Annotated in this window: 11 protein-coding genes; 7 read left to right on the plus strand and 4 right to left on the minus strand. The window is 46.5% G+C overall.

All coding sequences use genetic code 11. From position 1 onward, the window contains the following. Positions 1 to 3: 3 nt before the first annotated feature. The 4 genes from ACQYWX_RS11030 to ACQYWX_RS11045 all read left to right on the plus strand — a co-directional run bounded on the left by ACQYWX_RS11030 (position 4) and on the right by ACQYWX_RS11045 (position 2,494). A complete protein-coding gene (locus ACQYWX_RS11030) occupies positions 4 to 906 on the plus strand; it encodes a replication protein (RefSeq protein ID WP_431688778.1) in 903 nt (300 codons plus the stop codon). Positions 907 to 908: 2 nt separating this feature from the next. After that, positions 909 to 1,619, plus strand: a complete 711-nt coding sequence (locus ACQYWX_RS11035; RefSeq protein WP_431688779.1) for a replication protein P — start codon at positions 909 to 911, stop codon at positions 1,617 to 1,619. Positions 1,620 to 1,636: 17 nt separating this feature from the next. Continuing rightward, a complete protein-coding gene (locus ACQYWX_RS11040; protein WP_431688780.1) occupies positions 1,637 to 1,942 on the plus strand; it encodes a hypothetical protein in 306 nt (101 codons plus the stop codon). Between the two features lie 204 nt (positions 1,943 to 2,146). Continuing rightward, positions 2,147 to 2,494 (plus strand): hypothetical protein, encoded by a 348-nt coding sequence (locus tag ACQYWX_RS11045; protein ID WP_431688781.1) that lies wholly within the window; start codon positions 2,147 to 2,149, stop codon positions 2,492 to 2,494. A gap of 774 nt (positions 2,495 to 3,268) precedes the next feature. Here the strand turns inward: ACQYWX_RS11045 and ACQYWX_RS11050 are convergent. The 3 genes from ACQYWX_RS11050 to umuD all read right to left on the minus strand — a co-directional run bounded on the left by ACQYWX_RS11050 (position 3,269) and on the right by umuD (position 9,488). Next, positions 3,269 to 6,112, minus strand: a complete 2,844-nt coding sequence (locus ACQYWX_RS11050) for a COR domain-containing protein (RefSeq protein WP_431688782.1) — start codon at positions 6,110 to 6,112, stop codon at positions 3,269 to 3,271. Positions 6,113 to 7,803: 1,691 nt separating this feature from the next. Then, positions 7,804 to 9,069 carry a translesion error-prone DNA polymerase V subunit UmuC gene (gene umuC, locus ACQYWX_RS11055; protein ID WP_431688783.1) on the minus strand — a complete coding sequence of 422 codons (1,266 nt, stop codon included), beginning with the start codon at positions 9,067 to 9,069 and terminating at the stop codon, positions 7,804 to 7,806. Continuing rightward, a complete protein-coding gene (gene umuD, locus ACQYWX_RS11060) occupies positions 9,066 to 9,488 on the minus strand; it encodes a translesion error-prone DNA polymerase V autoproteolytic subunit (protein ID WP_431688784.1) in 423 nt (140 codons plus the stop codon). The genes umuC and umuD overlap by 4 nt, the downstream gene beginning before the upstream one ends. A 177-nt stretch (positions 9,489 to 9,665) precedes the next feature. Here umuD and ACQYWX_RS11065 point away from each other — a divergent pair, with 177 nt between their 5' ends. Both ACQYWX_RS11065 and ACQYWX_RS11070 read left to right on the plus strand, forming a co-directional pair. Further along, positions 9,666 to 10,082 (plus strand): hypothetical protein, encoded by a 417-nt coding sequence (locus ACQYWX_RS11065; protein ID WP_431688785.1) that lies wholly within the window; start codon positions 9,666 to 9,668, stop codon positions 10,080 to 10,082. 51 nt (positions 10,083 to 10,133) lie between these two features. Next, the gene (locus ACQYWX_RS11070; protein WP_431688786.1) at positions 10,134 to 10,775 is read left to right on the plus strand and encodes a hypothetical protein; all 642 of its coding nucleotides are present in this window, start codon (positions 10,134 to 10,136) and stop codon (positions 10,773 to 10,775) included. Between the two features lie 9 nt (positions 10,776 to 10,784). On the opposite strand, the gene ACQYWX_RS11075 is transcribed toward ACQYWX_RS11070, so the two are convergent. Further along, positions 10,785 to 11,111 (minus strand): type II toxin-antitoxin system RelE/ParE family toxin, encoded by a 327-nt coding sequence (locus tag ACQYWX_RS11075; RefSeq protein ID WP_431688787.1) that lies wholly within the window; start codon positions 11,109 to 11,111, stop codon positions 10,785 to 10,787. 493 nt (positions 11,112 to 11,604) lie between these two features. Between ACQYWX_RS11075 and ACQYWX_RS11080 the strand changes: the two genes are divergently transcribed. Beyond that, positions 11,605 to 12,231: a hypothetical protein gene (locus ACQYWX_RS11080; protein WP_431688788.1), complete on the plus strand. Its 627-nt coding sequence runs from the start codon at positions 11,605 to 11,607 to the stop codon at positions 12,229 to 12,231. Positions 12,232 to 12,376: the final 145 nt, after the last annotated feature.

Consider the following 12,376-nt stretch of genomic DNA (forward strand, 5'->3'; position numbering starts at 1 on the left):
TGTATGACGGCGCAAGCCAACGTCTTGGCGTTTCCTTCCGCGCCCAAAATGGAAGTGGTCAAAGCAGATATTGATAACGGCTTCTTTCGCCTAGCCAATGAGCTGGCGGACAGTCTGTGCAAGGTCGAGCTGTCAGGCCGTCAGTATCGCGTCTTCATGGCGTTAATAAGGAAGACCTACGGATACGGGAAAAAGTATGACTGGATTGTGGCGGAGCAGCTTTGCCAGCTCATGAGTTATGAGGGGTGTCCGTCCCATATCCGCGCAGACATCCGCGAGCTTAAAGCCCGCCGCATGATCGTTGTCGATGGTCGGCAAATGGGGCCTAACCCTGTTATCTCCGACTGGGAAATGACGAAGCCAAGCAGGCCGAAAACGGCCCATAAACGAGCCGAAACCGGCCCGAAAATGAGCCGAAACCGGCCTGTTAATGAGCCGAAAACGGCCTGTTCTTACACTACGGATTTAGAACAAAACAGGCCGAAACCGGCTCGTCAGCAGGCCGAAACCGGCCCGAAAAACGAGCCGAAAACGGCCTACACAAAAGACAATAAAGACAATCTTACAAAAGACATTGTTAAGAAAGCGCGTGTGAAACGCGCCACCCAAGCGCCGACCGATTTTGAAATCACCGACGAGCTGTTCGGCTGGGCATGTGACAACCGGATCACCACGGACCTTGTCACCGAAACCGATAAGTTTCTCGATTACCACCGGGCCAAGGGGTCGACGTTCAAGTGCTGGAAATCGGCGTGGCGTAACTGGATGCGCAACAGCATGAAGTTTGCGCCGAAGCCAACCCGTCAATCGCAGCTCAACGAATACGGCGCCGCAGGCAACAGCACGGTGCCTGGAGATGTTTACGGGTTTCACGACACAAGCTGGGCGCAGGATTTAGGGATTTAACCATGGAAGCAAAGCACATCGGATCACAGCAAATACACGGCGTAATCAGTCGAACGCTACGCCAGGGCGACACGCTACAGCACACGACGCAGCGCAGGACTTACGGGCAATCACAGGCCGCTATTTCCGAGCAGGCGGCGGAGATCGTCAACGCCTTGTTCACGGAGCTTAGCGGAGTATTCCCCGCCTGGAAGTACGCCTTCCCAGACCATGAAGTCATCCAGCAGGCCAAGAAAGCTTGGACCAAGGGATTCATCGAAAACGGGATTCTGAGCATGCAACAGGTTCAGGTCGGTTTAACCAGAGCGCGCAGGCTGAACTCCCCGCACATTCCCAGCGTGGGCCAGTTTATCGCGTGGTGTAAACCGACAGCGGAAGACCTTGGCCTGATGCCAGTGCAGGCGGCTTACCGGATGGCCTGCCAAGGCATTCAGCAGCTTGAGCGGGGTGAAAGCCTTGCCTATCTGGCGGTGCGTATCGCAGCAAGGGAGACGGGCAGCTTTGAGCTTAGAACGCGCACTGAAAGCGAAATGCTGCCGCTGTTCACCCGCAATTACGACATCGTCTGTCGCCGCGTCATGAACGGGGAAGACATCCAGGCGGACATCCCAAAGGCGCTACCAGAGCAGCCCGCGAAGGCGTCTAAGCCTGTCTCCCGCGAAGAAGCCCGCCGACGCATGGCGGACTTATTGAAATCAGTTTCGGCCAACTAGGCCAAGGAAAAGCAGTAATGACACAAACACACGCAAGAAGAACCGACCCCGTAAGCAGCCATCTGGCGGCGGCAGCCAATGAGCCGAACCGCTGGACGCAAACGCAGCTTGTAGCGCTGGAGTTAGCCAAGCGCCCGGTGCCGGATTGGGTCATAGGCTGGACCAGTTCAGAGCTTGCCAGGACCGCCAAGCTAGATCGTTACATGGTCGCACGCCGTTTACCAGACGCGGAGAAAGCGGGATTGGTGGAGCGCGTAGGGATCATGGAGTGTTCGATTTCAGGACGTAAGGCGGTGGCCTGGAGGGCGGTTAAGCATGACTAAGCGCCCAAGGGAGTACGCCGCCGAGATTCTGAGAATGCAGAGCAGGGAGGAGCGAGCCGGAGCGCTGGCCGCTGTTCCTGCTCAGTTTCGGGCGATGGTGGAGGCGCATGTGCGGACCTACTTCGCGCTGAAGTCCAAACCGAAAGCGGCGCCGGCTGTGATAACGCCGGAAATGGCCAGGGCAATGGTACGGAGGCGGGCGGCATGAGCGACGAAACCCTAGAGCAGAAACTACAGAACATCCGCAACAAGGCGGCGGAGTTTGCGAGAGCCAAAGCGAACCGGGTTTACCTGGAGGAGTTCCGCAAGTCCAAGATCGCCCTACTGATGCGGCAGGCGGAGAGTGCGGACCCAGACCTGACGGCGGCGAACCGTCAAGAAGCCTGGGCGAGGAGACACCCGGAATACCTGGAGCTGTTGCAAGGCCTGATGCAGGCGACGGAAGAGGAGGCGCGTTTGCACTGGGAACTACGGACAGCGGAATGGGCGGTTGAAATCTGGCGGACCAAGTCGGCCAACAAGCGGGCGGAGCGAATGAGGTACGGGGCTTGATCTACAGAAATCAAAAACTACTGGCAGCCATTAGGCAGCTACCTTGCGCCTCCTGCGGGATTGAGGGTGGCTCTCAGGCGGCGCATTCCAACCTGCTGAGGCACGGCAAGGGCAGGGGATTGAAGGCGTCAGACGCCGCCACGTTCCCGCTGTGCGCGCCTTGTCACATGGAGTTTGACCAAGGCAAAGCATTAACCAAAGCGGAACGAGAGCAGCTGACCATGGATTGGCTAGCGTGGACACACATCCAACTTATTGAAAACGAACTGATAGAGGTAAAGCGATGAGACGAGCAGTAGATGAAACCGCATGGTTGCTGGAACAGTGGGCGCGGTGGTCTAAATTTAATACAGATAATATTGGTTTCCCATCAGCTACGCCCTTTGCGCGGATGGCTGGGAGTTCGGTACGGTCGCCGGTGATTACGGATCAGGAGGCGGCTAAGGTGGATTTGGCTGTGTCCAAGCTGCGGGCGAGGGATGAGGAGATGGGGGAGGTCCTTAGATTGTACTACATGGCGGGGGAGAATCTTTCCCATGTGGTTAGACATATGCCTAATTTAAGCCGTCATAAGGCGGATATATTGATCCGGGCAGGCATAGCTTGGGTGGATGCTGCGCTTGAGTTAACCTAGTAAAAAAATTTTTTACGCCAATTAAGTGTGAAAGATGATAAGTAGGGATCTTTATATGAGTGACACATATGAAAGGGTCTAAGGTTAGGGGCCCGGATTGTGTTATTTGTAACCACCGGGCTGATATGCAATATCCTTTGTCAGAAATGCTTCTCAATTAATGTAAATAGTTTTTCTGCTATTGAGATAAGGGGGGTTCCAACCGCACCTATTTTTTTTGCGGCTTCTACAATTCCATTGAAGCTAATTTCAAGATATTTTTTTCGAGGATTTGAACTTGTTATTTCGCTAGTCAGAGAGTCAGCTTCTCTGAGTATTTCGCTGGTTTCTACGCTATGATTATCACCTATTTCCTTTGTCTTTATGAGTAACTCTTCAATTAATGATTTGATGTCGTTGTTAATGTTTGATTCATTTATTTTATTAAAGCAATCGTTCATCGTTTTTGCTTTTGCTTGTATCACGTCGCCATGTATGGTGGAGTTATTTATGTTCATTGTGATTTCTCCTTGTGCAGATCTGTTTTTAGCCTCTTCCAACTCCTTTTTATGAAACCCGCTGGGGGGCTCGAAGTACTCTCTCAAGTCTATGCGTCCTTCGCAGGTCGGACACACTCTTTCTGTTATCCCATTTCTAATATAATAGGATTCTATTTCTTTATTGGAAAGCGCTATAAATGATAAGTCATTAATGGATGTGATTGACATATTGCATTGATTGCATGTAAAAACTACTTTGTAATCGTTGTCTAAGTACTCACTGGCAAGCTCCTCTATGGTAGAAAGTATTCGCATCATAAATATCCATCTTCTTGAAAAGAAATTATCGTCAGTTTCTTTCTTTACTGAAATCCATATATTTGTGCCCTGGATAAATATTATTGAGTCGTTATCGCATTTATCAGAATTTCCACTTGTTTTTGAAGTGAGATAGGCGATATTTATCCAAGCTTTTTGTGAATTTATTTCGTTCGTCTGAATTGAATTTGAAAGCCTAACTATTATTCGAGAAAAAAAGCCGGACGGCATATACGGTAGTCCTATTCCGATAGTCCAAGAGGGAAATTTTGATGTGTCTTTAAATATGTCAGATAGGTTCTTGTTTTCAGGAAGATAGCATGGGCAAAAATACTCTCCCAATTCGGTTGTTAAAGGATATATTATGTCAAGGCTTCTATGGAGGAGAGCACTGAATAGTCTATGCTTTTCAATTTCGTTAATTCCCATTCCGCTCCATGCATCAAATAGGTCTGCTCTGGAAAAATGTCCTTTATTTGTTTTAATTTTATTGAAAAATGGAGAGTTGTATGCAGTGCCAGAATCTAATGGAGGGAGGAGAGTGTAAAGGCCTTTGAGGAGCCAGTTTATATCGATTACTATTAGTTCAATTTGTCGTAAGTATATTATGTCACCAATGAAGTCGAGGTGGTCCAAGAAATCGTTTTTGTAGTTTTCTTTCTTATTCTCCCAGTGTAAATGGCTGTTGCATATTTGCTCAAATTCCTCTCTATTTAAATACTTCTTTTTACTTTCTCTGCAATATCTGAAGAAGCTATACTTTCCTTCTAGATAATCTTTGTTTATGGGTTGGAGTTCAATTTCTCCTATTATGTTTGATAACGTTCTCTTTAGGGTGTCAATAGATTTTTTAATTTTGAAGTCTACTTCAATTTCTCTGATAAAGTTAAGGTCATATTTGTTTAATATGTGGCTCTTGTAATGTTCCCAAATGTATATTTCATTTGATGTATCTCTAAATTTATTTAGAATTGGCACTAATTTTGCTCCTGGGGCTAACATGGATATTGTATTTAGCCAATAATGTATTTGGTCAAGCGTTGTGTCGTGAGATATAAGGAGAATGTATAACCCGCCTCGTTTCAAAAAATATTGGTGGCACATATATTGTATTTCGTGGCCTGCAAAATCCCATGTATAAACATGTATTGTGCTAACTGACTGAGGGTGGTCATCAATATTTACTATCCAAGGGGATGGTGATACATCGATGCCTAGCGTCCTTTCAAGGTTTTCGTCGGGGGCTAGGTAGTTAGCCTCATGAATTGATTTTCTGCAAGTAGTCTTTCCTGAGTTAGGATGTCCAACTATAAAAACTCGTATGTCATTTGAAATATTAGTGCCTTCATCGTACCGCGTGAAGTGACGCCTAATCCGATCATATTCGGTGTTTCGGTTAACGTCAAAGCTAGTAATTTTATTATGGAATAGAATTATGATCTCAAGGGAGCTTAACTTGTAAGAAAGCCCAATATACTTTGCTCCCAAGTCTGTTATATTGTTGTTCTGAAGATCTATCTTTAATAATGATGCCAAGTAAGGAGATTTTGAAATTGCAATAGCTCCGTTGTCACCAGTATTATTCTCTTCTAGATTTAATATTTGAAGTTGCGAGAAGTTATTGTTATTTGCTAATGCGATCGTAGCGTCTTCTCCTATCCCGCACCTTGCCATGTTCAGCTTTTTAAGTGATCTAAATCTAAATGAATTTAATAATTCTTGTCCACCCTTGTCATTTAATAAATTACCTTCTAAGCTTAGCTCTATAAGGTTACTTAGATGGCAGTTTTTTATTAATTCATTTATGCTGTCGCATGTTAGACCATTAAATGATAAGTCGATATTTTTTATGTTTAAATTGTTTATGTTTCTTGCTAGTGATTGGATGCCTTCAGATCCGAAAAAATTCCCTGCAAAATTTATTTCTTCTAACTGATTTGCATATAGGTTTTTGAATATGTCATCTATATTTTTTGAGGTTAGGCTAGAGTTAATTATTGAAATTGATTTTATCGAATGTAAGCTTCTCCTGATTTCTGGGATATAAATATCTATATCACTTTTATCTGCTATATGCATATGGGTAACTACTGTTCTAGGTTCCGGCACAGTATTGCTAGACTTGGATGCTTCAACTTTTAATATTGTTATTGGATCGAAGGGAGGAGGTGGGGGTGTATCATCCATAAAGGCATATCTCCACTATAGATTATGGATATATAACAAATGCTAGCTTCTGGTTGAAATTTAAACAAGTCAAAAAGTGAGCAATTCAGATGATCTGAGGGGATAGGGAAAACCTCATTGAGCTATCCGGTTGGCCAGGAGTTTGGCGCGAAGCTCTGTGATTAAGGATCAGGAAGGGGCCAAGGTGATGTTACGAGCGCGGAATGAATAGATGAAGGGAGGGAGCCTATCCATGTGGTTCGCTGAATGCCAATACTGGTCCTGCGTAAGGCTGATATTTTAGGTAAGTCAGGAGTGGTGTAGATAGACTTGTCCTACTTACATAGCTTGGCTTCTGGTTAAAGTAAGGCCTTTATGCCAGAAAAGTTGATGATTTTATATTGTTAAATTTAATAGTTATATATTGGTCTTATATGAGGCTTGGGATATGTTGAAATATGTGACTGATAACAAAGGAAGTTTATTTTCTTCTATGAGCTATGGGGAGGGTCGAAGCTTATGTTCTAACGCCAAAATGATTTTTTTCACAAGCCTTCACTCACAATTTATTAGTGTATATTCTGTGAATGTCGGAGACACAGAGAGCCTGCGGCAACAGGCCCTCTGCGCTGACGCGAGTCTAGGATAGAAACGCAAATGCACTTACCTAGTAGTCTCTAATCACCGTAAGGCGAAATAGCACTACGTCAATATTGCAATTTTGATTATTGGGTGAGAGGTCTCCTAATGCAAGGAATTATTCAATCCTTAGCGGAGGGGCTGCTCTGCAATGAGAAAGCTAAAGATCTTATACCAAACGATTAGAGTTTTGGTTGAGCTTTATAAGTTGTTGATTTATATACTTAGAATAAAGCCGTAAACAGATGGCTCACGCTAACTGATGAGCAACTATCTATTTTGCAAAAGCCCTCTATGAGGGCTTTTTTCAGCGCAATTACCCACTACGGAAGACAGTGCGCAAACTGACCCAGTTTTCTAAATGGGAAGCCTGGGAGAGGCGACGGCGTAATTAGTGAGGCTCCTTAGCAAGGCAAAGTTTAGCTGTAATGGTGTCCAAACCATGGGCGTAGTAGCTCGTACGGTAGTGTGATTAGGTATTTGAACTTTGTCCGGGGCGGACATTTTTGCTTTCATGCCGCGTAAGGCGGTGCTACTATTACTGTGCCAATACCAATCTAGCTTGTTAGCTCTCTAAGCGCTTTGAAGCAAGATTAAAGATAAGGCGTCTCTACAGACGCCTCATCCCTTTCTATCTTTCTATTTTCTAGGCCTCTCTTTATTCCACCTTCGTTGTACTTAATGTTGCTGCTAGAGCTGTGCAGAGAGCAGCTACTGCGCCCCATGCCATTCTGACTACGAACTCATTACCTGAGCTAGGGTGAGTGATTGTAATTGTGGCCATTGCTCCCATGAGAATTAGGGAAATTAGGCATAGAAGTAGTATGGTTGTAATCAACCGATAATGGGTCATTTAAGCCTCCAGGGCTATATAGTATGGATTTTTAGCGCTGGAGTTTTACGGGGTTGGATGATATGCCAATACCAATCTAGCCCGTTAAACACTCAACGCATTCACCGATGATACAACAAAATTCATCGCTGTGTAGTTTGAATTCCCCTAACAAACAAGTTGCACCTTTAGATGTTCTGTAGTGCGATAAAAAACAGGGGGTTAGGTTCCTGAAAACGGATCAGTGAGCTAGGGGAAGTTTATTCCAGTTTGTTGTATAAGCAGGAGAAAGCCTCCCTCTTTTCATTCCCCAGGGCTGCTGTATACCCTGTCCAGCAAACCAAACAACGCCACCAGTTCCCCTATTAAGCTTATCCAATGTCTCCATAAGCTCCACACTACCGCGCCTCCCTTCGTCTTCTTCAAATAGATGACGCTGACAAACCCCAGGAGGGGAGAAGTCACAAAGCATTACTCCGGCCTTCAAATAGCGGTAGCCATCCCGCCAGATCCTCTCCAGTAACACCCTGGCAAGCTCTATAAAATCGCGGGTATCGTCAGAAGGAAAAGGCAGCTTTCCTGTTGCTGCATTGGAGTAGTATGGTTCACCTTTGGAGAATTTTCCGGTCTGGATAAACACGGTAATGACGGAGGCGCGCTGTTTCTCCCGGCGCAGCTTTTCGGCGGCGCGGCTGGCGTACTCGCATACGGCCCCACGCATGTTTTGAAAGCAGGTAATGCGCTCGCCGAAGGAGCGGCTGCAAATGATCTGTTTCTTAGGTGGCGGGGCGTCTTCTAACTCAATACAGGAAACGCCGTTAAGCTCGTTAACCGTGCGCTCTACGACAACCGATAAGCGCTTGCGGAGTAGGGCGGGGTTTGCTTCGGCAAGTTCTAAGGCGGTGGTAATGCCCAGGGCGCCCAGGCGAGCGGCAAGCTTTGAACCAATGCCCCAGACCTCCGAAACCGGCGTAAGGGTCAATAAACGGCGCTGGCGGTAGCGGTCGGAGAGATCAACCACGCCGCCGGTAGCTGGGTAACGTTTGGCTGCGTGGTTGGCGAGCTTGGCTAATGTCTTGGTGGGAGCAATGCCCACACAGACGGTAATGCCGATCCACTGGCTGATGGTCTGGCGGATCTGCTGGCCGAACTCCACCAAATCGATACAGGCTGAGACGCCGGATAAATCGAGAAACGCCTCATCTATAGAGTAGACCTCACACACCGGAGCCAGTTCGCCCAGGGTGCGCATAACTCGGCTGGAGATGTCCGCGTAAAGCGCGTAATTGCTCGAAAAGGTGACGACCCCGTGATCTCTAACCAGGTCGCGGAACTTGAAGATAGGCGCACCCATGGGAAAGCCAAGCGCTTTGGCCTCCCGTGAGCGGGCGACAATACAGCCGTCGTTGTTGCTGAGCACCAGGACGGGCGTGTCCTTCAAATCGGGTCGGAAGAGCTTCTCACAGCTCGCATAGAAGTTGTTGCAATCAACCAGCGCAAAAGTCATCTGTTGAGTATCCGGACAACGCCTGACACCACGCCAAACACTTCGATCTCAGGCGCGTCTATGGGCTTGTAACGCTTGTTACGGGGGAGCAAACAAGGGGTGGGGTGGAGCTGCAATTCCTTAACCGTGAACTCGCCGTGTAAGGCTGCAATAACTATGTCGCCGTGCTTGGCGGTAAGGGAGCGGTCCACTATCAGGATATCGCCGGAATAGATACCGGCTTCTATCATCGAGTCGCCCTGAACGCGGACGTAATACGTGGCGGCGGGGTGCCTGATACATAGCTCGTTGAGGTCCAGGGCTTTTTCTATGTAGTCCTGGGCAGGGCTCGGAAACCCAGCTGAAACGTGCTCCAAATACAACGGGAGTAAACGCCTGCGCATCCTTGCACCGCTGCGACCAAGTAGCGATACGCGCATTGTGACCTCTAAAGTGATAAAATATACTGTATAAAAATACAGTATTGCCGTGATTCCGGCAAATGGCGCCGGTTGTGTGGATGGTAGGCCACGATGCGACGTTTTTTGGCGTTAGATACGAGATAGGATGTAACATATTGAATCCCCAGATAAAGAAGGATCTGCAAGGCTTGTACTATGCTGAGAATAGAATTTGAAGAGCCCAGTAAATCGAAGTGCGATTGCTGTGGGAATATAGCCACGAGGCTTACGCGTTTCGTTTACAAGGAAAATGATGCCTTTGCTGTGTATTTTGCTTTATTCACACTTGGTCATGAGGAGGAAGGTGTTTACGCCCTTATTGGTCTCGGAGAATGGGGAGAAGGTGGAGAGCAAGAAAACCGAACGGCCTTTGCGGTAAGAATGAAGACTGTCAACGATAACCGTGGCGTCATGGTAGTGGACCGAGGCGAGTCTCCTTGGCGAGATGTAGAGTACTTCGGTCGAATATTGGACCGGGAGGAAGCTTTGGCCCACCCTTGGATTAAAGATGTTTTCTATATAACCGATCGAATTTTTGAAGAGGATCGGGCAATTTCGGACTTTTTAGGTTGATCAAGCTGTAGCATGAATCTGTTATATTTAAAAATACTGTGGCGTAAGTTCATGAATGTAGAGCCGTTAGAAGTATATAAAAATGGTGATAAATATACCGCCTTCCCCGAGCCAGATGATGTTTTTGGAAGGGAGTTAGAAAAATCTCATTTTCTACCCTTGGGGCTGATCCATCTTGCCAAGCCGGGGGAAAAGGATGTGTTGGTAGCGGTTCCCTTTTGCGATGAGGCTGGATGTATTGGAAATGTAAATAGAGGTCCTACAATTGGCGATTATTGGCTAACATATTCACTCAAGGACGGAAAGTGGTCAGTAGACTGCTCACCAGACGAACTTATATATTGCGACTATTACCCAAAGGAGTCCCGCGAGAAGTATTCAAAAAATAAAGAGTACTTTTCCCAGTTTGGAGTTCTAAGCAAAGACTCTGATAAGGAACTATTTACATTCGATTGCTTTGCTTCTAGCTACAGTAATTGGTACGCAAGGATTGGCGATCATCTTAAACATGACCTCTCTCCACCAGTGGACGAGGACGAACGCCATGTCACAATCTACGATGATAGCGGCGATAAGTTTCAATATTTAGGGCATGCTGAGGTTTGTCTATACGCAAGACCCATGGCGGCCCAGCTTCACGTATTTTACCTTGATAAGCTTAAAAAGGTTTTAATTATCACTGAGTACACGTAGACAGTGCGACTATAATATGGTGCTCTCCATCGCCCTGGCTAAGTCCTGTCCTCTAATTACCTGACTCTGGTGCATGATCCGTGCGATGTATGCGCCATAGTCACGGGGAGCGTAAAAGATCACATAGGGCAAAAACTCAATCCGCCGAATCCCCGGAAAAATGAAATCAGCATCGCGTCCCGAGTAGGGAAACTCGGCTAGTAATTCAAGGGTGTCGTGCAGCTTATTATAAAACTTGTCTGCCTGAAGCTCGCCAAACTGCCAATAGCCGCGCCGGTATAGCTCGCCCAGGTCGTCTTCAGCATCCAAGCTGAGACGATAGCCTGCTTCCGTCATGCAGATTGATGTTGCTTAAGCTGTGCTTTGGTTTTCTCTAACCACTTTTTGCGGTCGAAATTTGAGGTGGGTTCCGGTTTAGCCATGGCCTTAGTCACGGCTTCACGGCATTTGGGGATGTCCAGATGCTCGTCAGGGATTGTGGCTTTGGGGATAGCTTTCATTAGTAAAGGCCCAGTGTCCGTTGGATACTTTGGCATCATATCTCAATACATGGCGCGAAGAAATGACAACGCATCCTTGCACCGCTGCGACCAAGTAGCGATACGCGCATTGTGAACTCCAAAGTGATAAAATATACTGCATAAAAATACAGTATGGTTGTGACCTCGGCAAATGGCGCCGGTTGTGTGGATGGCAAGCCACGATGCGACGTTTTTTGGTGTCAGATAAGGGATAGGATGTAACATACTGAATCCCCCTGAAGGATCTGCAAGGTCATGAAATTGATAAGCGCGAAAATGCGATATACAAATGTTAGATTCGTCAAATTATGGAACTAAACTTTTCCTCGATTATTATCTTAGTATTGCTGGCTGCGGTGATCATTCAAGCTATTAGTATCGTTTTTTCTCAAAAAGGGTTCACATGGAAAACTATTTTAAACTTCTTGGCTAGTGCCTGCGTTATTGTTGGGGCTATAGGCTTTTTTGGTCCTGCACTTTCGTCAATTTCTGGCCTAGGTGCTTCGCAGTCCTTTGAATGGCCAGTAGGTAATACCGGTAAAGCCCTAGAATATCCTGACGGCTACCTAGTCGTACCTCATGAGTCATCTGGCAGAGTCCAATTGTATAATCACTCTCTTCAGTTTATACGAGGCTGGCAAGTAAAGGCCTCCGGCGGCCCATTCAAGTTATTCCCAGCTGAGGACTCTACTTTTTATATATTTACCGCGCGAAATAGAATGAAGTACCACTACGATTTAGAAGGAAATTTGTTATCTTCACAAAAGTATACTGGCCCTTATCCCAAGGATAGTGTTGATTTAGTAAGTGCTTCGATACCAACACCTATATATCTACAGGCATTCACTCATCCACGTACAGCTTGGTTTTTCGCTGTAGTTGGTGCGCTGTTGTTTATAGCCGTTAATGCACGTAGTCTAAAATCTAACAGATAGGATTGCCCACTTAAGTACATCTATCACATCAGGCTGATTGTGGCCGTATTGAGCTTGTTCGCTATCGCCTTATAGCGAAATATCGTACCTTCAGGGTGGTAAATAACGTCTAAAAATACGCAGCATGAGGTCAGTATTGATTTAG

The sequence above is a fragment of the Hahella sp. NBU794 genome (assembly GCF_050749805.1).
Lineage (GTDB): Bacteria > Pseudomonadota > Gammaproteobacteria > Pseudomonadales > Oleiphilaceae > Hahella.

Bases quoted from the DNA above. Each gene is read 5' to 3' on its own strand.
- ACQYWX_RS11030 (WP_431688778.1), top strand. From the start codon at position 4: ATGACGGCGCAAGCCAACGTCTTGGCGTTTCCTTCCGCGCCCAAAATG.
- ACQYWX_RS11035 (WP_431688779.1), top strand. From the start codon at position 909: ATGGAAGCAAAGCACATCGGATCACAGCAAATACACGGCGTAATCAGT.
- ACQYWX_RS11040 (WP_431688780.1), top strand. From the start codon at position 1,637: ATGACACAAACACACGCAAGAAGAACCGACCCCGTAAGCAGCCATCTG.
- ACQYWX_RS11045 (WP_431688781.1), top strand. From the start codon at position 2,147: ATGAGCGACGAAACCCTAGAGCAGAAACTACAGAACATCCGCAACAAG.
- ACQYWX_RS11050 (WP_431688782.1), bottom strand. From the start codon at position 6,112: ATGGATGATACACCCCCACCTCCTCCCTTCGATCCAATAACAATATTA.
- umuC (WP_431688783.1), bottom strand. From the start codon at position 9,069: ATGACTTTTGCGCTGGTTGATTGCAACAACTTCTATGCGAGCTGTGAG.
- umuD (WP_431688784.1), bottom strand. From the start codon at position 9,488: ATGCGCGTATCGCTACTTGGTCGCAGCGGTGCAAGGATGCGCAGGCGT.
- ACQYWX_RS11065 (WP_431688785.1), top strand. From the start codon at position 9,666: ATGCTGAGAATAGAATTTGAAGAGCCCAGTAAATCGAAGTGCGATTGC.
- ACQYWX_RS11070 (WP_431688786.1), top strand. From the start codon at position 10,134: ATGAATGTAGAGCCGTTAGAAGTATATAAAAATGGTGATAAATATACC.
- ACQYWX_RS11075 (WP_431688787.1), bottom strand. From the start codon at position 11,111: ATGACGGAAGCAGGCTATCGTCTCAGCTTGGATGCTGAAGACGACCTG.
- ACQYWX_RS11080 (WP_431688788.1), top strand. From the start codon at position 11,605: ATGGAACTAAACTTTTCCTCGATTATTATCTTAGTATTGCTGGCTGCG.